Consider the following 22,097-nt stretch of genomic DNA (forward strand, 5'->3'; position numbering starts at 1 on the left):
TGTTAAATTATATCAATAAGAAGACAGTTTTGTTAACTGTCCAGCATAAACTATTGCTGCTCTTAAAATTAAAGTTCCAGCAAGAACTAAAATAGCTGCAAAATTCATTCTAAAAATTTGAGCCTTTGTAAACTCACCATGAATGCCATCTTCAAACTCTTTTAATTCACCGAGTTTTATTCTCAATGCCAATGGAAGGAGTAGAAAAATAGCAATCAAAGCAATTGTAAATATGAAGTGTTCACTTGTAAGAGAAAAAAATGGTGCAATAGCTTTTTTATACGGTGCGGTGGAAGTGTAAAGTCCATAGAAAAACAATGCTATCACCACAAGCTCTGCAACAATTAACCATATATCAATTTTTGTAAATAAAAATTTTATCTCTGCTTTTTTAGCTATTATAACAACCATTGCAGCACCTGATGAAAGAGCTGAAACAAGAAACAGAATTGGCAGTGTTGCATTATTCCATAGAGGAATTGCTGCAAAGGAACTTAAAAGCACACCGGTGTATATTCCAAGAAATATTCCAAGAGCAAAATTGAGTTTTGCAATAGGTCTCATTTTTGGTGCAAGCTTTTCAGAAATTTTTATAAGAAAAGACAATTTTAAACGATGTCTCTGCTCTTTTGGAATAACAGCTAAAATGTAAAGAACATTAGCAAAAAGCACTACTGGCACTCCCCAGGTACCCCAGGACATAAGAGATAGTGGCTGAAATGTCAAATAACCCCAGAAAAGATGTAAAGGAGAGCCAAGATCAAAAATTATAAACTGCGCACCAACAGCAAGAACTATAAAGGCAATTAATGGAGCTCTAACACATTGAGCAAGTTCTTCAACAGGTTGTTTCGGAATTCTTAAGTTTGCAATTGAGCACATCACAAGCATTCCAGCAGAAAGACCTCCAAGAAATAAATAAATGATAATTCTCCAATCCCATACTTCTAAGTGAGGAAAGGTTATTGTATTTGTTCCTGTTATACTGAGTTCTATCATCATAGACCTCCTGCAAATTTTTTATTAATGTAAAATACTCTTGGACGAGTCCCTGCAAATTCAAGTCTAACAGTGGCATCATGCTTTTTAAGAAGTTGAGACACTTCACTGTTTGGATCATCAAGATCGCCAAATATTCTTGATTTACCAAGACATGTTTCTACACAGGCAGGTTTTTTCCCTACTTGAAGTCTGTGCTCACAGAAAGTGCATTTGTCAGCCACTCCCTCTGGAGTTGAATATCTTGCATCATATGGACAGGCTAAAATGCAGGCTTTGCATCCAATGCATTTTTTCTTGTCAATCTGAACTGTTCCATCCTCTGCTCTGTGGGATGCTCTTGTTGGACAGGCATCTATACAGGGCGCATTTTCGCAGTGATTGCAAAGTTCTGATCTTAACTCCATTCTTAAATATGGGAATTCTCCCCTTGTCTCTTCAACGACTCTCGTTCTAAAATATCCATCTGCAACATTATTTTCTTTTTTACATGCAATAACGCATGCCATGCATCCAATACATCTTTCAACATCTATAACCATGGCATATCTTGGCATATCAGACCTCCTTAGCAATTTTTACAAAATTAACTCTCATACCAACACTTCCAGAAATCGAGTCAATATCATATCTCGTTATCAACTGCTGATCATCAGCACCCCTAAGGTATGCTCTATGTAGAAGTTTTGATGTAGTGCTAAATCCATGAACAAGATAAATACAATCTGGTCTGATTCTCTCTGTAATTTTTATCCGAACTTTATTGGATTTCACACCATCTTGATTTATCAATATAATGTATTCTCCATTTTTAAGTCCCATTTTCTTTGCAACCTTTGCATTTACCCAGGCAACATTTTCCTTCATTAGTTCCCAAAGAGATGGATTATTCGTTGTTCTTGAAAAAGTATGAACTGGAGCTCTTCCATATATTAATCTAAACCAGCCTTCTGCTGGCTGAGGATGCTTTGTATACTTTGGAACAGGATCAAATCCTTTTTCTTTTAATTCTTTACTGTAAAGTTCAATCTTTCCTGAGGGTGTTTTGAATTTTGGCTGATTATCAGCTGTTATGTAAGGCTTTTCACTTTCTGGAAAACTTATGTATCCATTTTTTACAAGCTCACTATAATCTATCCCCCAGGTTTGACACTTCATTTTTAAGAAATCTTCAAAGGTATTCCATGGGAAGTATTCTTCAAGACCAAGTCTTTTACCGAGTTCCTTTGCTATCCACCAGCCTGGCTTGGTATCATACATTGGCTGTACAACAGGCTGGCGAATTGAAACTCCAAAAGCTCTTTCCTTAACAGTGAATAAATCATCGTGACGCTCAAGATAGGTGCATTCAGGAAGCACGACATCAGCAAGCATTACTCCATCATAGGGCATCATGTCAACTGCTACAAGAAGGTCAAGTTTCTGAACAGCTTGCAATGTATCCCTTTGATTTGGCATTGCTTTCATTATGTTTGTTCCTGTAATAAACCAAGCTTTTATTGGATAGGGTTGTTCTGTTAATGTAGATTTAACAATTGCATGGGTTACTCCTTCTTCTCCTGCAAAAGGATAATTGCCTTTGTTTATTGCTGGTTTTTGTGGTGCTGGATAATCTTTTTCTGAAAGAAACACTGGTTCAAGTTTTTTCTTTGGACTGAGATATATTCCACCAGGTCTTCCATAGGCTCCAAGAAGTGCTGTTAATATGGCAACAGCACGCTGACGCTGAACATTGTCTGAATACCAGGCAGTGTGTCTTCCAGGATGTATCAAAACATGAGGTTTATTTTTCCCGATTATTCTTGCTGTCTGAACAATTAAGCTAACTGGAATCTCCGTTTCCTTCTCTGCCCATTCTGGCGTATATTCCTTTACAGCCTGGGCAACTTCATTAAAACCTACAGTGTATTTTGCTACATATTCTTTATCATAAAGTTCTTCCTGAATTATCAAGTTTATCCAGCTAAGTAAAAGTGCCAGATCAGTGGCTGGTTTTATTGGTAACCAGTATTTTGCCTTACTAGCAGCAGTTGAAAATCTTGGATCTACAACTATTACAGTAGCCCCCTCACCCACTGCCTCAGCAAATTCCTGACACTGAGAGTTATGAGCATTTTCTCCGAGATGACTACCTATGAGCACCACTACTTTGCTGTTTTGAATATCGAGTCTTTCAGGATTGCCAACATCTTCTCCATAGGTGACTTCAAAGGCAACACCTCGAGCTCCTCTACACAAAGCAAAGGAAGGCATTGCAAAATTTGGCGAACCAAAAGCCTGAAGAAGATGCATAAAATAGGTTGATATTGTTCCATGTGTAAGAAGAGCTATTGATTCTGCTCCATACTGTGCTTTAATTTTCTGCATTTTATCTGCCACAAATCCAAGTGCTTCATCCCATGAAACTTTTTTAAACTTTGCCTCTCCTCTTTTGCCTGTGTTTATAAGTGGAGTTTTTAATCTGTCTGAGTCATAAAGAAGGCCTATTCCACCATGACCTCTTGCACATAATTTACCACGAGAATTTGGATGAAGCGGATTTCCATCAAGCTTTACAACTTTACCATCCACAACCTTTGCAATAACGCCACACCGCCAAAAACACATCTCACATGTAGTGGGCACATATTGGGGTAATGAGACAGGCTTTTTACCAAGACCTAAAACAGAAGTTACCACTGAAGTTCCAGCTACAGCTACACCACCTGTTGCAGCTGCAATTTTTAGAAAATCTCTTCGGGTAATGGTCATACCTTCACCCCCTTATTTTTGTTATACTATGTATAAATAATAGTAGCTAAAAAATTTTTTGTCAATAGATTTTTTAAATAGGATATATGGGTATGGAAAAAATTGCTTTAAATGATAATAATTTGCATAACCAAAAAAGAAGGCTTTTTTTAAAAAAGATAATAAACTTTATTTTTTTAATTGCTGGGCTTTTATTTGCAGTTACTGGTTTAATTTTTTTAAAGCCTAAAAAACCAAAAAATAGACCTCTCAATTTTTTTGAAATCTCAGAGGATAAAATTCCTAAGGAAGGTGTAAAAAAAGTAGACATTGCTGTGGAGGAAGGAAAGTTAATAAAAATATTTCTGGTTAATAAAAATAATTCAATTATCGCTATTAGCCCTGTATGCACCCATCTTGGCTGTTTTGTAAATTTTGACAGAACCGTAAATGAATTCATATGTCCATGCCATGGTGGTAGATATGATATAGAAGGGAAGGTAATTGATGGTCCTCCGAAAAATGCTCTTCATAGACTTCCTATTAAGATGGAAAACGGTAAAATTTTTATAGGGATAAAACTATGAAAGTTGTTGATTGGTTTCTTGACAGATTCAGATTAAAATCAGCCCATAGAGGAATTTTTGAAAGAGATATTCCAGAGGGAATTAATTATTTTTACTGTTTTGGTGGAATTGCCTTTACAGCATTTTTAATATGTTTGCTCTCCGGGCTTTTTCTATCATTTTACTATACTCCTTCTGAAAAAGAAGCTTATTTAAGCATTCAGAAAATTCATGAAGAAGTATATCTTGGAAAACTAATGCGGGGAATTCATAAATGGTCTGCTAATGTGCTTATTGTAAGCCTTATAATTCACTCAATAAGAGTTTTTATTACCAGGAGTTATAGGCCTCCCCGGGAATTAAACTGGATTGTTGGAGTTATTATATTCATAATTGTGATGTTTGAAGGCTTTACTGGTTATCTTCTTCCATGGGATCAGAAAGCCTATTGGGCAACTGTTGTAGGAACAAACATTATTGGAAGCATACCAATAGTGGGAGAGACTCTTTTACTAATTGTAAGAGGCGGATATGATGTAACAGCAACTACTCTTTCAAGGTTTTACAGTTTTCATGTGCTGTGGTTTCCCATGATTATAATTCTTCTTTTATGGGCACATTTTCATATGATTAAAAAACTTGGCATATCAAAGCCTTTATGAAAAAGAAATTTTACCCTGATTATCTTATTGAAATTCTGTTCTTTGCAATTATTACTTTTGAAATAATTCTTATACTGGCATTCCTTTTTCCTCCTGTGATTGGCAGAGAAATTGATTTCACAGCAGCCTATCAACCTCGTCCTGAGTGGTATTATCTCTGGCTGTTTTATCTGTTAAAATTTTTCTCAACTGATAAAATTTTCATCGGTGGAGTTTTACTGCCTTTTACATTAATAGCCTTTCTCATGTTAATTCCATGGCTTGAGAAAAAAATTGGATGGAAATTAACATCATTTATCGGACTAATTTTTCTACTTCTATTTATTGTAACCACCATAATTCAAGCTTTATCATAATAGCCCATAGGGGTATATTGAAGCTGCTTAGTCATCTCTCTCGAACAAATTAAGCCATTCTTTAAAAATTTTTACCTTTTCCTCACCGTATCTTGAAAGGTCTTTTATTATTTCCTCCACAGTTCTTACTCTTACAGATCCGTCAGATTCTTTTGAAAAGAATTTGTCTGCATAGGCAATTATTTTTTCTTCCATTGTAACAGGAACCATGTCTCTATGAGGCAGGGGAAGATTTTTTTTGATTATCTCTTCCATTGTTATTCCAACTCCTGTATGTCTTTCACAGACAAGAGCATGCTTTTGAAATCTCTCTTTTTCAAGAATTTCCCGACCAAGATATCCATGAGCAATATAGGGAAATCTTCCATGACAGTCAAGTTTTGGAGTATTTGTCATAAAAATCCCAATATCATGAAGCATCGCTGCTTCATAAATAAACTGTTTGTCTACATTAAATTTTTCTGCGATTTTTAAAGCCTTTTCTGCAACTGCTTTTGAATGATTTATGAGTATTTTATATGCCATGCTCTGAGGATTGTAGTATTTTTTTATGATTTCAAAAGGATCCATAAAATTTATTATATCATGAACTTTTTAATTGAGCTGGTAAGATTTTAAGAAAAATAACTCCTCCTGCGAGGCATATCAAAGAGTAAATTTCAAGCACTGTCTTAACTCCAAATTTTTCAACTAATGCTCCAACAAGAAGATTGCCTATAGGTGTAAATCCAAGAAAAACAAAGGCAAAAAAGCTCATTACTCTCCCTCTAAGTCTTTGCTCTGTTAGATGTTGAATAAAACTGTTACTTACAGTAAAAAAATTAACAAAAGCAACGCCAAGTAAAAATGCAAATCCAATTGTTAAATAAATATTATGAGAGAGGGTAACTCCAAAAAGTCCTATTGGAAACAAAAGAGAAGCTCTGAAAATATGGTTCAATTTCTCCGGTATGTCTCGCCTTAAAGCTATGAAAATACCTGACAGAAGCGAACCTACGCCAACGGATGACACTATCATACTAAATCCCTTTGCTTCCACTTTTAATATCTCTCCAGCTATTATCGGCAGTATAGTCATAAAAGAAAGTCCGAATAATGTAAAAATTCCCACAGAGCAAATTATATTTAAAATTTGTCTGTTTTTAAGAATAAAATACAATCCCTCTTTTAAACTCTCTTTAAAGGAAACATGGATTGAGGAAGTTGAAAAATTTAATTTAATACTGAAAAGAATAAAAATAAGTGGAAGAAAGCTTAATGCATTTAAATAAAAACACATGTAAAAATTTAAGTGAGCTACAATAAATCCTGCAAGCATTGGTCCTACGATTCTTGCAATATTAAAAGATATTGACTGCATTGCTACAGCAGAAGTAATCATGTCCGGATAGACTATTTCAGTTATAAAAGCCTGCCTTGCTGGCATATCAAAAGCTGTAGCTATTCCGAGAACACAAGAAGCAATAGCAATATGCCAGATATTTATAAGGTTTAAATGAATTAGTACTCCAATTACCACAGCAGGCAGAGCTGAGAAAGTCTGAGTGACAATTAAAATATTTCTTCGTGGATATCTATCAGCTACCACACCTCCAAATAAAGTAAAAAGCAGTGTGGGAAATGAAGCAAGAAAGGAAATCAAACCAAGATAAAAGGCAGATTTTGTAAGAACATAAACAAGCCAGCTCTGTGCTATATGCTGCATCCATGTGCCACTTAGAGATATGACCTGACCTATCCAGTAGGCTCTAAATTCTTTAATTTTCAAAGGATGGGACATTTTTTATTATATCATTTTAATAAAAAAGAACCTCTTCGGTGCCTAAGAGAGGCTTACCAAAGAGATTCTTGACAGGATAAGTTTACTCTATCCTTTCACCACGATGTTGACCAGCTTGCCTTTTACAGGGATTACTTTAAGGATTTCTTTACCATTTATCCATTGCTTTACTTTTTCATCATCAAGGGCAATTTTTACCACTTCTTCATCACTTAATCCTTGTGGAATCATTATCTTTGAACGAACCTTGCCATTTATCTGAACAACAAGCTCTACCATTTGCTCTTTTGCAAGCTCTTCATCATAGGAAGGCCATGATTCATTGAGGATAAAACCTTTTTCTCCCATTTCATGCCAGAGTTCCTCAGCAATGTGAGGTGCAAATGGGCTTAGAAGAAGGAGGAAGTTTTTAAGGGCGAATTTAAATACTTTGCGGTCTTCATCAGTTTTTGGTTCATAGTTGTAAACCTCATTAACAAACTCCATGAGCCTTGCAATGGCTGTGTTAAACTGGTATTCCTTTTCTATGTCAAGGGTAACACGCTTTATTGTGCGATGAATAAGGCTTAAGAGACTGAAAGCTGAAGGCTGAAGGCTAAAGGGATCAATGCTTTCAGTATGAGTCTCCTCTTTAAGCCATCCATGATTTTTATAAAACAGGGCATACACTCTCTTTAAAAATCTATGTGCACCTTCAACGCCCTGGGAAGACCATTCAAGGTCTTTTTCAGGCGGTGCTGCAAAGAGTGTGAAAACCCTTACTGTATCTGTTCCGTAAGTTTCAATCATCTCATCAGGATCAACAATGTTTTTCTTTGACTTTGACATCTTCTCCACTCTTCCTGTTTGCACATGTTTTCCACAGTGGATGCATTTTCCATCTTTCACTTCCTTTGGAAAAAGCCAGTCATGCTCCGGGCAGCGGTAACTTTCCATGCAGACCATTCCCTGTGTAAGAAGTCTTTGAAATGGTTCATCAAAGGGAACAATTCCTAAATCACGAAGCACCTTTGTGAAAAATCTCGCATAAAGAAGATGTAGCACAGCATGCTCCACTCCACCGATGTACTGATCAACAGGCATCCAGTATTTTATTTTTTCTTTATGAAAAGCCTCCTCATCTTGCAAAGAGCAGTATCGGACAAAATACCATGAAGAGTCAACAAAGGTATCCATTGTATCTGTTTCTCTGCGAGCATCTCCCCCACAACGAGGACAGCGTGTTTTATAAAATTCTTCAACATATTTAAGAGGAGACTCGCCCTTCCCTGTAAGATTCACATTTTCAGGAAGTATCACTGGAAGGTCTTTCTCAGGTACAGGAATAATGCCACAGTTGTCACAATAGATTATGGGAATTGGTGTTCCCCAGTAACGCTGCCTCGAGATTCCCCAGTCACGAAGCCTGTAATTAACAGTTTTTTTACCAAGCCCTTTGTCCTCAATGTAGTCTGCAACTGCTTTTTTACCCTCTGCTGATGGAAGCCCTGAAAAAGCTCCTGAATTAACCATAACTCCTTGTTCTTCGTATGCCTCTTTTAAAGGCTCAGGCAAATCTTTATCAACAGGCTTTATGACGACTTTTATAGGAAGCCCGTATCTTACAGCAAATTCAAAATCCCTCTGGTCGTGGGCTGGAACGCTCATTATTGCTCCTGTTCCGTATTCCATCAAAACAAAGTTGGCAATCCATATGGGAACTTTTTCTCCGTTAAGGGGATTTATTGCATATTTTCCAGTGAATAAACCTTCTTTAATCTCAGGCTCACGCTGAAGCCTTCTTATTCTCTTTAAAGCTTCCCTGTCCTCGCAGAGCCTCTCTGCAAAGGGATGCTCTGGTGATATACACATGAATGTTACACCGAATATTGTATCAGGACGGGTTGTAAAAATTCTTAATGCATCATTCATTCCATCAATTGGAAAATCAACTTCAACACCTTCACTTTTCCCAATCCAGTTACGCTGCATTGTAAGAACCTTTTCAGGCCATCCAGTAAGTTTATCACAATCCTGAAGCAGTTCTTCTGCATAGGCAGTAATTCTTAAAAACCACTGCTCAAGCTCCTTCTGTTCAACCTGAGACTCACATCTCCAGCAGGTTCCATCAATTACCTGCTCATTGGCAAGCACTGTGGCACAGGAAGGACACCAGTTGACAAAGGATGATTTTCTGTATGCAAGCCCTTTTTCGTAAAGCTTGAGAAATATCCATTGATTCCATCTATAGTATTCAGGAGTGCATGTGGTAACTTCACGCCTCCAGTCATAGCTCAAGCCAAGTTTTATAAGCTGACTTTTCATGTAATCAATGTTTTCGTAAGTCCATTTTGCAGGATGTACTCCGTGCTTTATGGCAGCATTTTCTGCAGGAAGGCCAAAGGCATCCCATCCCATTGGATGAAGCACGCTGAAGCCTTTCATCCTTTTGTATCTTGCAATAACATCACCAATTGCATAGTTCCGGACATGACCCATATGAATTCTTCCACTTGGATAGGGAAACATCTCAAGACAATAAAATTTTGGTTTTGATTTTTCTTCATTTACTTCAAAAATTTTTTGTTCAAGCCATATTTTTTGCCATTTTGTCTCTATTTCGCCTGGATCATAATTCGATAGCATGCCTCTTCCTCCCCAGTTTTTTTGGTTATTATATAGAGAAAAATGCTAAAAATTCAAACATTTTACTGAAAAATCATGAATAAGCCTAAAAAAATTAGAATAAAGCCAATGGCATAATTCATCCATTTAAAAAATTTCATAAATCTTTTCAAATATTGCATCAGGGCATTGATTAATAAAGATAATACTAAAAAAGGAATTGCTATACCAAGTGAGTATGCTCCAAGCATCTTTAATCCTGTAATAACGCTGCCACTCATGCCTGAATAGATTAAAATACTTCCAAGCAAAGGTCCTATGCAGGGTGACCATCCTGCTGCAAAACCCAAACCTATAAGAAAGGCTCCCAATGGGCTACCAAATTTTTGAATTTTCAGATTTAATCTGAATTCTCTTAAAAAAATTCCTGATCTTATGAGTCCTAAAAGTAAAAAACCAAACAGAATAAGAAAAACTCCACCAATAATTTTCAAATAATATTGATAGTCAAAAAAAAGACTTCCGATAAGAGAACTTCCAGCACCAAGAGCAAGATATACAGTGGAAAAACCGGCAATAAATAAAAGAGTGTGAAATAAAATACGGAGTTTAGAACTACCCTGAGATATTTCAGTTATTGAGAGTCCTGAAAATAGTGAAATGTATACAGGGAGTAAAGGCAAAATACATGGAGAAAAAAAGCTTAAAAATCCACCTGCAAAAGCTGCAATCAGTGTTATCTCATTCATCTACCGCACTCAGAAGGGTCTCCCTTGAGTTTGTCAATTGCATGGGCAAGTGCATCCATTATTGTCTGCAGGGATTCTCTTACAGCTTTCGGGCTTCCAGGAAGATTTATTATTAAGGTTTTTTCTCTTATACCTGCAATTGCTCTTGAAAGGATTGCAGTCTTTGTTTTCTTGTATCCTTCCCATCTCATAGCCTCTGCAATTCCAGGAACCTCCTTTTCAATAATTTCACGGGTTGCATCAGGGGTTACATCTCTTGGGTGAAGCCCTGTTCCACCATTTGTGAAAACTAAATCTGCCTGAGTTGTTGCTTCAAGAATTGCCTTTTTTATTTCTTCCTTTTCATCAGGAACTATTTTGTAAAAAACAACATCTGCCCATGAATGAACCATCTCCTCAATAACTTTTCCGCTCATGTCTTGTCTTTCACCTTTTGAGCCTTTATCAGAAACAGTAATTATGGCAACTTTGTACTTCATAGCTTTAATATCTCATCTCCAACTTTAATTTTTCCTCCTTTTAAAACCCTTGCAAAAACTCCTTCTTTTGGCATAATGCAGTCACCAACAGTTTTAAAAATCTCACATTTACTATGACAGCTTTTACCGTGCTGAGTAATCTCAAGGATACATTCTCCGATCTTTATCTTTGTTCCTATAGGAAGGCTTATTAAATCAACTCCTTCAGTGGTAATGTTTTCTGCAAAATCTCCATAATTGAGATTTAAACCTTTTGCCCTCATTTTCTCAATACTTTCAACGGATAGAAGACTAATTTGCCTGTGCCAGTGGGAGCCTGCATGGGCATCTCCTTCAATTCCAGAGTTTTCAATAACAATTGCCTCTGAAACAGATTTTTTTGTTGTTCCTTTGTTTTTGCTTATGTTTATTGAAACAACTTTACCAATCATAATAGCATTATAAAACAAATTTAAGAAACAATCAAAACAGGTTTTACAGAATTTTTTATAATACTTTCAGCAACACTTCCAATTATTACCGACTCTGTGTAGGACCTTCCTTTAGAACCAATTACCACCAGATCTATGTCCTTTATTTTTTTTAGGATTTCTTCCGCCGGATTGCCTGAGACAACCTCATAATTCAGGCTTTTGTTTATTTTTTGAATCTCCTCACGAGCTTGTTGTTTTAGATATTCGATATATTTTTCTATCTCTAAAGGTTCTTCAATAATCCCTTTTATCTTCTGCTCTGGCACAACATGTAAAATCTTTAATTCAGAACCCCATTTATTTGCTATTTTCCTGGCAATCTCTAAAGCTTTTAATGAATAAGTAGAAAAATCTAAAGGGCATAGAATTTTTTTTATTTTTATAGCCTCAGGACTGATCTCTTTAAACTCCTCTGCCTTCACAATCAAAACAGGGACTTTCAATCCTTTAAGAATTCTTTCAGAAGTGGAAGGTCTTGTGATATGTGTTTTAAATCCCATTACTGCAAAAGCTTTTTCATCTTTTATAACTTCTTTTATGCTTTCAATTAGCCTTCCAAAAGCAACTTTAAAATCCACATTTAATCTGTATCTACCAAGCTCTTCAGCCAGTGATTTAAGTTTCTCTTCAATCTTCTTTCTTTCTCTGCTAATGTAAGGCATTAAATATGCAGGTGGAGTAAGAGTATACTCCATTATATGAAAGAGACAGATGCTTTCACAATCAAAAGTATCCTTAAGCCAGACTGCATATGAAAGCACGCTCGGGGTAGCAGGTTTAAAATCTATAGCAACATAAATTTTCTCTATATTCATTTTTTCACCGGTCTGCCAAGTTTTTCTTCAACTGACCTCACCTTTGCCTCAATTCTTCCTTTGGCAGCTTTCCTGTCATCAATTTTTATATCAATTACAATTCTTTCCACTTCCTGCATCAGTGCATCTCTACATTTTTTTATAAGACCCATTACTTCATCCCACTGTCCCTCTACAATTGTTCCCATTGCATGAAGTTTATAAGGAAGCCCGCTTTCATCAACAATTTTAATGACCTTTGCTACATAACTACTAACACTTACTCCAACTCCTAATGGAACTATGCTAAATTGTGCAATCATTTTATCCTCCAATTTTAATATACATCTCGAGCAATTTTTACTGTAAGATCACCAAGCATGTTTGTGTAACTGCCAAGCTCATTGTCATACCAGCCATAAATTACTGCCTGAGTTACAGGAATCTGCAATTTATCAACCTTTGGCGAACCAATACCGCACATTTTTGATATATCAAGAGTAATCATGGCTGTTCTTGTGTGAGTTTCACTTCCTTCAATTATTGCTGCAGGACCAAAAAATCCAATTATATCAGTAGATACTTTCTGATCATCTGTGAAAAGTAGATATCCTCTTTTTTCCCTTTCTGCAGCTTCCCTGTAAATGCTATTTATAAGTTCTCCATTAATGATATTGCTTTCTTCATCTCTAAAGGCAACAACAAGTATTATTAATGATCCTGTTACAACAGGCACTCTTACAGATTGAGCAATAAATCCTATATTTTTCATTTCTGGTAAAACAAGTGCAAGAGTTTTTGCTGCTCCTGTGCTTGTAAGAATTATGTTGTTCATTGCAGAACGAATCTTTCTTAAATCCTTCGCATCTGTTTTTGGAACTCTGTCAAGAACCTGTTGAGAGGCTGTTACTGCATGAACAGTTGCCATTGAAACACTGAGGATTCTTTCAGCTCCGAAATAATCAAGAAGAGGTTTCATCATATGGGCTAAACAGGTGGTAGTGCATGATGCACCTGAAATAATAATGTGTTTTTTACTGTCATACATCTCTTCATTAATTCCCATTATTACTGTAACAGAGTCTTCTGGAATGTCCTTGGCTTTGTCTTTGATTTTAAAAGGAGCGCTAACCAGTACTTTGTAGGCTCCTGATTCAAGATGTCCTCTTACTGAGCCATCTTTTGCATCAGAGGGCAATGTGGGATCAAGGAATTTTCCTGTTGTGTCAACAACAAGTCTTACTCCGTGTTTTTCCCATCCAATGTCTTTAGGATTTCTATTTTCAGTAAGAACTTTTACCGGGATTCCGTCAATAACAATTGTAGAATTTGCTTCATCAATTTTTTCTATAACTGATTTTGAACGATAACCGTAAAGATAATTATGAAGCCTGCCATAGGTGGAGTCATGCTCAATATAAAAAGCAACATCTTTTAAAGATTGACCAACTTTTCTACCAAGATTAACGACAATCTGAGAAAAATGTTTTCTTCCCACATGATGCCATAAAGTAAGCTTACCAATTCTTCCCAAACCATTAATCCCCAAAATCATTTTTAAACCTCCTTTTTAGTTTTAAAAATACTCTGTAGAAAGATAAATTGTTTGTCTTGGATGCTTTCCAAAATACACCAACCCATTTCTGCCATCAATGCTTATGAAATCCCCTTTTTTAAGTATCTTTTTACCAATTCTACATTTTTTCTCATTTTGATAAACAATCATCCTTGAAAAACCAACCACACAGGTTTTACCAAGTTTTGTGGCAATTATGGATGCATGTGATGTAGAGCCTCCTCTTGCTGTAAGTATTCCATCTGCTGAGGCAATGTGAACAATATCATCAGGAACAGTATCGGCTCGAACAAGTATAAGTGGTGTTTCTGGTTCTTTTTGTTTAAATTCTTTTATGTCTTCAATATCAAAAACAATCCTGCCAGAAAGAGCTCCACCGCTTACACCAATGCCTGTGCCAAGCTTACTTTCATTTAAAGATTCTCCTGGAATAAAAACTGTCATCAGCTGTCTTCTGGCATAACTCATTTCCCTTGTCTGAAGAATATACAGGTCATTTTTACCTCTTCCTTCAAAGGTAAACTCAATTTCCTGATGATCCCATCTTTCTCTGTAAATCAACTTTTCAGCGATTTCCTGCAGAGATTCATAAATTTCAGGGAAAGCTTCTTCAAGGGATTTTTCAGTTTCTCTTCCCTCAATAATTTTCTGCTGCACTGAAATAGGATAAGTTTTTACCAGTCCAGAAACAATGTCTTCACCCTGAGCTCCTGGAGTATAATCACCCCATAATATGAGCGTATCTGTGGATTCCTTAGGATTTCGTGTGAATAAAACACCAGAGCCAGAATTTGTATCAAGATTTCCAAATACCATCTTCTGAACAATGGCAGCTGTGCCCCAGTCTTCAGAAATTCCAAGAATTTCTCTGTAAGCCTTTGCCTTGTCTGAATACCAGGAATTAAAAACCTGTGAAATTGCTATTTCCAGTTGTCTCCATGGATCTTCTTCTATGTAAATACCTCTTGATAAGATAAACTCTTTGTATGCCATTGCCACTTCTTTCATCTGTGAAGGTGTAAACTGAATCTTAAATTCTGCTTTGTATTTCTTTTTAAAATCATTGATAATATTGTCAAAATCATCTCTATCCAGTCCAAAAGACATTCCCCAGCACTGTAAAAATCTTCTGTAACTATCCCAGACAAACCAGGGCTTGCCTGTGTGTTTTATAAGTCCTTCTATGATTTTTTCATTTATTCCCACATTTAAAAAAGAATTCATCATTCCAGGCATTGATATAGCCCCACCACTTCTTACAGAAACCAGTAAAGGATTTGCTGAATCTCCAAAGGTTTTCTTTGTAAACAATTCAAGCCTTTTCATGGCTGAATGAATTTCCCTTGTCAAATGTTCTTTAACAGGTTCAAAATTATTTATTGCTTCTCTGCAACGGAAGACCTCTGTTGTCAAAATAAATCCTGGAGGGACAGAGATTCCTTTATTTGTAAGCCTGATTAAATTATGCCCTTTATTCCCAAGATGAATCCTATCGTTGATTTCTTCTCTTGGATGATAGATATCACACAAAATTTTTTTCGGATCATATGTCATTAAAAGGTCAAGGTCTCTGTAAGTTAACTTTTCTGCCTGATTATAGGAAGCCTTGATAATTCTACTTATTAATCTGTCAAGCTGACTTAATCCAGGATACTGCATAACCATCTCTCTTAAGAATTTTTCTGAGAGAGCATTGACAAGTTCAAAGTCTTTTAGTTCTGTGTCTTCCATATTATTTGAAAATTTCATTATTATTTTTTTTAGCCATTTTTTATAAGGTGCCATGCAGTATGTATTTACAATGTCACTTACAGATTCTGCAAGAGTTCTGAAAATATCCATGTACTGTGAGAATGTAAATCTTCTTATTTCAAGAGCAACAGAAAGCATTGATAGAGTATTAATGTATTTCTGCGAGAAAATTCCATTGAGTTCAAGAATTCTGCCAAAAAGTTTAAGATACTTCTCTATCCTGAAAAGGGTTGCCCGTGTAATGAAACTCAGGTCTATGGATTGTTCAATTTCATCAAGAAGACTGTTAAGCAAGCTTTCTAATCTCAGGAAAAAAGAAAGAGCATTAAATTTTCTCTCACTATATCTTCCTGAAACAGATGGGATTCCAGCGACAATATGTCTTTTATGTGTTATATCTTCAATAGCTTCGTATTTTTCCTGTGAAAGTATGATATTTTTAAGACTCTCAAGATATGTTACAAGGGAGTCAACCTTTCTGGATAAGGAACTGTCTCGTAAAACATCAATTAAAAAACTTGCATCAGGCAAACCATAATAAAAAGCCTCTTTTAAAAAGCTTTCAATCTCAACAAGTTCTGTTTTATATTTTGCATGAAGTAGTTGATAGAGCCTTATTGTTAATATTGCCTTGTTTTTAACAGTCTTGCTGACAGGAAAGGATTCAACCTTACTTACCAGCATATTTAATTGAGTGAAAAGAATTCTCTCTAAGGTGGAATCCTGCACGAGCTTTTTAAATAAATACTGAAGCTCCTTTAAATGTTCCTCTATCAAATTAAGATCTTTCAAAATTTCTTCAGAGACATAAGGGGTGAGAATTTTTCTATCAGCAGTAATCCAGAATTGTATTGTTTTTTCCAGTAGCTCAAGCAAAAGGGGGCTGCTTTCTACATGAATCTGTTTTCTTATAAAATGCATAAGAGGGTCTTTTCTCTTAAAGATTTCATCAACCTCAGTTGAAACTGTTCTTAATTGACCTTCTGCATTTATTTCATTAAAGTAAACAGGGATTTTTCTGAGAAGTGGCTTTACAAGGTAAAATACTTGAGAAATATCAGAATTAAGAAGCTTTGTTATATCTCTCTGGAAAAGATCAGTATCCTTTATATGAATACCGCCAAAAAATAGATAAATACTTAGTGCTGCAATAAGTTCCTTTGACTCTGAAGGATTTTTTGAAATCAAATCAAAATATAACCTGAGGTTACTTACATGATATTGATTAACATTTATTGTGTAATCTTTATAAAATCCTTTAAACTGAGGAGTATAAAAACCTAAGGAGATTAAGTGCCCTATGTAGGAATTTAAGATTTCCGATGTTTTCAATTTATAAACAGCACTGCCAATCTCATTAAGACAAAAGATTACAGATGCAGGCATTAGATAAAAGAATTTATCAAATTTAGAAAAAACAGCGTCTAAAAAAGGCGTGAATTTTTTAATATCAATCTTTTTAAACTGCAATAAAAAATTCTTTAAAATACGCCCGATTTCTCTTAAAGAAAACTCATGAAGTTCTTTTAAATGTTCCGTATCCAGTATCCAGAAATGATAGTAAACAATAGTCTGCAGATTAATCCATGCATCACCAGAATCAGAGAAATTTTTTGGTAATTCTCTCAATTTGTTGAAAAATTCCGCCTCAGAAGGAATACTAATAAGTCTATTGATGTCATAGGTTTTTGAAATTTCTTGAGCCATTGACTCTACTTCATTAAGTAAAGCTTCATAAACATGCTTTATGAAGGTAATTCCTTGAGGAAAGAATTTTTTTAAATATTCATCAAGTGGCGGAATTGAAAGAAAGAATGAATAAAATGTGTAAAGATATTTCTGATAAAAAACTGCAAAAGAATTTATCAGTTGAGGCTCTTTAATTCCTTTTTTTATAATTTCTCTTCCTATGTTTTTCAGCACTCCAAGCTGGCAGATGTAGCGGTCAAGAGGGATTGCATAAAAATATTCAAAAACCTCTGAAATAGTGTTTACATAGAAATAATTTTCATTAGCTTTACCTTCTTCAAAAAGTTTCAGGATAATTTTAAAAATGCTCTTTAAAAATGCCTGTTTTTCCTCAGTCTGTTGAAAGCCTTCAATGAGATAGTGAATTAAGGCAGAGGTTGCCTCTTGTCCCTGAGGATCCTTAAAATAATAACTTGCATATTTTACATAATGACTTTCTATTTCCTGAGCTATCTCTGATGTGTAAGGAGAATATTTCAGTTTTTCAATCAGGGCAATAGTATTTTTTAAGACTCCGGGATAAGAGGAAAAAATAGCAGTGATTTTATCAAAATCTTTGTCCACAACTGGCTTCATTTACATTTTAATTATATCAAAATTTTATAGTAATCAGAAGCACTCCTGTGTTAAAATTAAGAAAGACCTTACATAAAGATGAACAAAAGCAACCTTTTTTATGAAATCCATGAAGAATGTGGAGTTTTTGGTATCTTCGGTCATCCTGAAGCTGCCAATCTTACCTATTTGGGTCTTTATGCTCTTCAGCATCGGGGACAGGAAGGTGCTGGAATTTGCTCATCCGATGGAACAAAGCTTTATCTTGAAAAATCTCTCGGACTTGTTGCTGAAATATTTAATGAAAAAGTTTTAAAAAATCTTCCAGGACATATTTCAATAGGACATAATAGATATTCAACAACAGGTTCAAGCACAATAGAAAATGTTCAACCATTGATGGCAACCTACTCTCTCGGAAGCATTGCAATTGCTCATAATGGAAATCTTGTGGATATAGATAAATTAAAAAGCAAACTTGAAAAGGATGGTGCAATATTTCAAACCACCTCGGATAGTGAGATAATTTTGCATCTTATTGCAAGAGCAAAGGATGGCGAAGTGCACGAAAGAATTGCAAATGCTGTAAGACAGGTAAGAGGCGCTTTTTCATTGCTTCTGATGAACGAAAAAGAACTAATTGCTATCAGAGATCCCTATGGAATTAGACCCCTGTCATTGGGACAGCTTAGAGATGCCTATGTAATAGCTTCAGAGACATGTGCCTTTGATTTAATTGGTGCCACATATATAAGAGACATTGAACCTGGAGAAATGCTGATAATAAGTGAAGAAGGAGTGAAATCCTTAAAAATATTTAATTCTGCTCCAAAAGCTCACTGTGTATTTGAATTTATTTACTTTGCAAGACCTGACAGCTATATATTTGACCATATCTGCGTAAACACAGTAAGAAAAGAGCTTGGCAGACAACTTGCGAGAGAAAACCCTGTTGAGGCTGATATAGTTATTCCGGTCCCAGACTCTGGAGTTCCTGCCGCGCTGGGATATGCTGAGCAAAGTGGAATTCCCTTTGAATTTGGCTTAATCAGAAATCACTATGTGGGAAGAACATTTATAGAGCCAAAACAGAGCATCCGACATTTTGGTGTTAAAATTAAGCTCAATCCTGTAAGAGAAGTTTTGCAGGGTAAAAGAGTTGTTGTAATTGATGACTCAATTGTAAGAGGCACAACTTCAAAAAAGATTGTAAAAATGATAAAAGAACTTGGTGGAGCAAAGGAAGTTCATATGAGAATAAGCTCACCTCCTACTGTAGGACCCTGTTTTTATGGAATTGATACACCAACAAGGCAGGAACTAATTGCTTCATCCCATAAAATTGAAGAGATAAGAAAATACATTACTGCAGACTCCCTTGGTTATCTGAGCCTTGAAGGATTAAAAAAAATTATTCCCAATTCAGAGTTTTACTGTATGGCATGTTTTAATTGCAAATATCCTATTGAGTTTGAATCTAAGAAATTAAGCCAGATTGAGCTTTTTTCATGAATACACAGCCTCTTATAAACATTTACAAGATAAATCTTAAAGTAAAAAAACATGAACGAGTTTTGATTTTTACTGATACTATAAGAGCAGATGAAGTTCTTCCTGAGAATGAAATTAAAAGAAGAGAAACTTTAAAAGAAATAGCAAAACATCTTGAAAAAATTGGCAAAAACTTTGCAAAAAAAATTATCTATGCAGAATATCCATCCTTAGGCAGTCATGGAACTGAGCCACCAGAACAGTTATGGAGGCTTGCTTTTGGGAACAAAGCTATAGATAGCCTTAAAAAAACTAATCTCTTTGAAAAACTTCTCAGCAAAAATATTTCAAAAAAAGAACTTTTTCAAGCAAGACAAATAATAAGACAATTTTGCAGTGAAGCTGTTAATGCTGTAATAGCTATTGCTAACTTTTCTACAAGTCATACAAATTTTAGAGACTTTCTTACAAAGCTATGCGGTGCAAGATATGCGAGTATGCCACTTTTTGATCCCTCAATGCTTGATGGAGCCATGTGCGCAGACTGGATAAAACTCAATAAAAGAGGGATTGCAATAAAAAAACTTCTTGACAGCATTTCGAAATTATATTTAGAAACACCAAATGGAACAGAAATTGTATTATTTAAAGGAAAAAGAAAAGTTCATATTGATTCAGGAATCTTGAGCAGAAAAGGTTCCTTTGGAAATTTACCTGCTGGAGAAGTATTTTTTGCACCTCTGGAAGGCTCAGCAGAAGGAAAACTCGTAATAGAATGGGCACCTACAAGGAAGCTCAATTTACCTTTGATTTTAAATGTTAAGCAAGGTAAAGTTGTTTCCATAGAAGGAAATGAGCCTTACAAGAGAGAACTTGAAGAAAAATTAAATAAAGTTGAGAATAAAAATATAGCAGAGCTTGGCATAGGCATTAATGACAGAGCAAGCAAGCCTGACAACATTCTTGAGTCAGAAAAAATTCTTGGCACAGTGCATATTGCCTTGGGTGACAATTCATCCTTTGGTGGCAAGATTAGAACGCCATTCCATCAGGATTTTATATTTTTCAATCCCACTTTATATACCATTGACGAAAAAGGACAAAAAATAAAAATTTTAGAAAAAGGTAAATTTCTGGTATAATATGTTTTTATGAAAGCCATTGTTGAAATAGAGTTTAAAGATTTGCCTGTAGAAAAAATTCAGAAAATACTTGTTGAGATACTACATGCTCTGAAGGTTTCTGAATATATTGAAAACAGTAAATTCCAGATATTTACACCTGATGGAGTTGTTACTGAAAAATGTATCCTTGAGGCGAGTAAAGTAATCGCCTGAAGAAGAAATCCTCTGCTGTAAGCAGAGCTAACTAAAAATGTCAATAAAAATCGTCTGCCAGAATAAAAAAGCCTATGCTGACTATTTTATTGATGAAACAATTGAAGCTGGAATTGTTCTTACAGGAACTGAGGTAAAGTCTTTAAGACAGGGAAAAGCAAATCTTAAAGATAGTTATGTAATTATAAAAGATGGTGAAGCCTGGCTCCTTAACTGTCACATAAGTCCTTACAGTCATGGAAACATTTACAATCATGATCCGTTGAGAACGAGAAAATTACTGCTTCATAAAAAAGAGATTGAAAGACTGAGAGGCAAAATCCAGCAACGTGGTTACACTCTTATCCCATTAAAGATATACTTCAAAGGTCCCTATGTAAAGGTTGAAATAGCCCTTGCAAGAGGTAGAAAAAAATATGAAAAAAGAGATATAATTAAGAAAAAAGAAGCTCAAAGAGAAATTGAACGTACTCTTAAAAATAAATGATCTTTAACAAGGGGGCGAAAGGACTCGACGGAGGTAGTGAGGGCTAAGCTGCATGCCGTGGTTCCTGCCACCACGTAAAACAGGTAGGAAAAACACAACTGCCAACACAGAATTGGCACTTGCTGCTTAATTAAAAGCAGCCGCCTTCCTGAGTTCTGCTCTGAGGCTCGGGAAAGGTGTCATAAATCAGAGCTACTCTTAAGTGTTTAACCCGACACTTAAGAGAAAATTTAAGGGTTGTAGGCTATGGGTAAGCCTGTGGAAGGGCGTGCCTTTAGCTGAAACTTAAAACTTCCACTAAGCATGTAGATGCTTAGCAGTAGCACCTTCGGACGCGGGTTCGATTCCCGCCGCCTCCACCATATTATACTCTATGATATTCCTTGTCCTTAATAAAATTAAAACATCCTGTATCAGAACTGAAGCTACTTTAGTAAACATAAACCAGGTTAAAGAAGAAAGGTTTCTCTTAGCATCCGATAGTTTATCGCTTATAAACGTCGTTTTTTCAGCTGAGATACCTCTTTTTCAATGTTTAATGCATCCTCTGTGGTTACTATATTAAAATATTGCTAAAAAATTTAAAATTCACATTAAACATAACCAATTGACAAATTACCATTGAATAAGTAAGTATTAATTATGCAAACAAAGCTTACAAAAGAGGAAATAAAGAGGATAATTATTACAGAGCTTCCTAAACTACTTAAGAGGGATGCTCTAACAAGGGAGTATATATCATCACTTTTTAAAGAGAAGTTTGCTGACAAAAAGCAGACTGAGGACAGATTTGAAAAACTGCTAAAAGAATTGCAGGAACAAAGACAGGAATGGAACAAGAGATTTGAACAAACCCAGGCTGAATGGAATAAAAAGTGGGAAGAAAATGAAAAAAAATGGGCTGAATGGAACAAGAGATTTGAACAAACCCAGGCTGAATGGAATAAAAAGTGGGAAG

At 35.5% G+C, this 22,097-nt stretch carries 20 protein-coding genes, 1 other RNA gene and 1 pseudogene; 9 read left to right on the plus strand and 13 right to left on the minus strand.

Annotated features, from left to right (window positions below; translation table 11 throughout):
• Window positions 1-12: 12 nt before the first annotated feature.
• The 3 genes from nrfD to ACP5O9_RS03735 are packed head-to-tail and all read right to left on the minus strand — an operon-like array spanning window position 13 to window position 3,750.
• On the minus strand, window positions 13-1,002 hold the full coding sequence (gene nrfD, locus ACP5O9_RS03725; RefSeq protein WP_424905209.1) for an NrfD/PsrC family molybdoenzyme membrane anchor subunit: 990 nt from the start codon (window positions 1,000-1,002) through the stop codon (window positions 13-15).
• The gene (locus tag ACP5O9_RS03730) at window positions 999-1,556 is read right to left on the minus strand and encodes a 4Fe-4S dicluster domain-containing protein (RefSeq protein ID WP_353685446.1); all 558 of its coding nucleotides are present in this window, start codon (window positions 1,554-1,556) and stop codon (window positions 999-1,001) included. The genes nrfD and ACP5O9_RS03730 overlap by 4 nt, the downstream gene beginning before the upstream one ends.
• Window position 1,557: 1 nt before the next feature.
• A complete protein-coding gene (locus ACP5O9_RS03735; protein WP_428723450.1) occupies window positions 1,558-3,750 on the minus strand; it encodes a molybdopterin-containing oxidoreductase family protein in 2,193 nt (730 codons plus the stop codon).
• A gap of 92 nt (window positions 3,751-3,842) precedes the next feature.
• On the opposite strand from ACP5O9_RS03735, the gene ACP5O9_RS03740 reads away from it, so the two are divergent.
• The 3 genes from ACP5O9_RS03740 to ACP5O9_RS03750 are packed head-to-tail and all read left to right on the plus strand — an operon-like array spanning window position 3,843 to window position 5,313.
• Window positions 3,843-4,316: a ubiquinol-cytochrome c reductase iron-sulfur subunit gene (locus tag ACP5O9_RS03740; protein WP_353685448.1), complete on the plus strand. Its 474-nt coding sequence runs from the start codon at window positions 3,843-3,845 to the stop codon at window positions 4,314-4,316.
• Complete coding sequence (locus ACP5O9_RS03745) at window positions 4,313-4,957, plus strand: cytochrome b N-terminal domain-containing protein (protein ID WP_428723451.1); 645 nt, start codon at window positions 4,313-4,315, stop codon at window positions 4,955-4,957. The genes ACP5O9_RS03740 and ACP5O9_RS03745 overlap by 4 nt, the downstream gene beginning before the upstream one ends.
• A complete protein-coding gene (locus tag ACP5O9_RS03750) occupies window positions 4,954-5,313 on the plus strand; it encodes a hypothetical protein (RefSeq protein WP_353685450.1) in 360 nt (119 codons plus the stop codon). Before ACP5O9_RS03745 ends, ACP5O9_RS03750 begins: the two co-directional genes overlap by 4 nt.
• Before the next feature lie 27 nt (window positions 5,314-5,340).
• On the opposite strand, the gene ACP5O9_RS03755 is transcribed toward ACP5O9_RS03750, so the two are convergent.
• The 10 genes from ACP5O9_RS03755 to ACP5O9_RS03800 form a co-directional block, all read right to left on the minus strand.
• Window positions 5,341-5,883: an HD domain-containing protein gene (locus ACP5O9_RS03755; protein WP_428723452.1), complete on the minus strand. Its 543-nt coding sequence runs from the start codon at window positions 5,881-5,883 to the stop codon at window positions 5,341-5,343.
• Window positions 5,884-5,896: 13 nt separating this feature from the next.
• Window positions 5,897-7,093 carry an MFS transporter gene (locus ACP5O9_RS03760; protein WP_428723453.1) on the minus strand — a complete coding sequence of 399 codons (1,197 nt, stop codon included), beginning with the start codon at window positions 7,091-7,093 and terminating at the stop codon, window positions 5,897-5,899.
• Between the two features lie 87 nt (window positions 7,094-7,180).
• Window positions 7,181-9,718, minus strand: coding sequence for a leucine--tRNA ligase (gene leuS / locus ACP5O9_RS03765; RefSeq protein ID WP_428723454.1), 2,538 nt, complete (start codon window positions 9,716-9,718; stop codon window positions 7,181-7,183).
• A 62-nt stretch (window positions 9,719-9,780) separates the two neighbouring features.
• The gene (locus tag ACP5O9_RS03770; protein WP_353685454.1) at window positions 9,781-10,446 is read right to left on the minus strand and encodes a cytochrome c biogenesis CcdA family protein; all 666 of its coding nucleotides are present in this window, start codon (window positions 10,444-10,446) and stop codon (window positions 9,781-9,783) included.
• On the minus strand, window positions 10,443-10,925 hold the full coding sequence (locus ACP5O9_RS03775) for a MogA/MoaB family molybdenum cofactor biosynthesis protein (protein WP_428723455.1): 483 nt from the start codon (window positions 10,923-10,925) through the stop codon (window positions 10,443-10,445). The genes ACP5O9_RS03770 and ACP5O9_RS03775 overlap by 4 nt, the downstream gene beginning before the upstream one ends.
• Entirely contained in the window at window positions 10,922-11,356 is a 435-nt protein-coding gene (locus tag ACP5O9_RS03780) for an MOSC domain-containing protein (RefSeq protein WP_353685456.1), read from the minus strand. The genes ACP5O9_RS03775 and ACP5O9_RS03780 overlap by 4 nt, the downstream gene beginning before the upstream one ends.
• A 20-nt stretch (window positions 11,357-11,376) precedes the next feature.
• Window positions 11,377-12,213, minus strand: coding sequence for a universal stress protein (locus tag ACP5O9_RS03785; protein WP_353685457.1), 837 nt, complete (start codon window positions 12,211-12,213; stop codon window positions 11,377-11,379).
• Window positions 12,210-12,515 carry an MTH1187 family thiamine-binding protein gene (locus ACP5O9_RS03790; protein ID WP_353685458.1) on the minus strand — a complete coding sequence of 102 codons (306 nt, stop codon included), beginning with the start codon at window positions 12,513-12,515 and terminating at the stop codon, window positions 12,210-12,212. The genes ACP5O9_RS03785 and ACP5O9_RS03790 overlap by 4 nt, the downstream gene beginning before the upstream one ends.
• A 14-nt stretch (window positions 12,516-12,529) precedes the next feature.
• Window positions 12,530-13,747 (minus strand): type I glyceraldehyde-3-phosphate dehydrogenase, encoded by a 1,218-nt coding sequence (locus ACP5O9_RS03795; RefSeq protein WP_424905216.1) that lies wholly within the window; start codon window positions 13,745-13,747, stop codon window positions 12,530-12,532.
• Window positions 13,748-13,768: 21 nt separating this feature from the next.
• Window positions 13,769-17,845, minus strand: coding sequence for a PEP/pyruvate-binding domain-containing protein (locus ACP5O9_RS03800; RefSeq protein ID WP_428723456.1), 4,077 nt, complete (start codon window positions 17,843-17,845; stop codon window positions 13,769-13,771).
• A gap of 78 nt (window positions 17,846-17,923) precedes the next feature.
• On the opposite strand from ACP5O9_RS03800, the gene purF reads away from it, so the two are divergent.
• The 6 genes and pseudogenes from purF to ACP5O9_RS03830 all read left to right on the plus strand — a co-directional run.
• Entirely contained in the window at window positions 17,924-19,336 is a 1,413-nt protein-coding gene (gene purF / locus ACP5O9_RS03805; protein ID WP_353685461.1) for an amidophosphoribosyltransferase, read from the plus strand.
• Entirely contained in the window at window positions 19,333-20,457 is a 1,125-nt protein-coding gene (locus tag ACP5O9_RS03810; protein ID WP_353685462.1) for an aminopeptidase, read from the plus strand. Before purF ends, ACP5O9_RS03810 begins: the two co-directional genes overlap by 4 nt.
• 9 nt (window positions 20,458-20,466) lie before the next feature.
• A complete protein-coding gene (locus ACP5O9_RS03815; RefSeq protein ID WP_428723457.1) occupies window positions 20,467-20,652 on the plus strand; it encodes a hypothetical protein in 186 nt (61 codons plus the stop codon).
• Window positions 20,653-20,689: 37 nt separating this feature from the next.
• Window positions 20,690-21,139 carry an SsrA-binding protein SmpB gene (smpB, locus tag ACP5O9_RS03820; protein WP_353685464.1) on the plus strand — a complete coding sequence of 150 codons (450 nt, stop codon included), beginning with the start codon at window positions 20,690-20,692 and terminating at the stop codon, window positions 21,137-21,139.
• 10 nt (window positions 21,140-21,149) lie between these two features.
• Window positions 21,150-21,501, plus strand: a transfer-messenger RNA (tmRNA) gene (ssrA, locus tag ACP5O9_RS03825).
• A gap of 280 nt (window positions 21,502-21,781) precedes the next feature.
• Window positions 21,782-22,097 (plus strand): annotated as a pseudogene (locus ACP5O9_RS03830) (hypothetical protein); the annotation flags it as partial.

It is taken from the genome of Thermodesulfovibrio sp., from assembly GCF_049969575.1.
Taxonomy (GTDB): Bacteria; Nitrospirota; Thermodesulfovibrionia; order Thermodesulfovibrionales; family Thermodesulfovibrionaceae; genus Thermodesulfovibrio; species Thermodesulfovibrio obliviosus.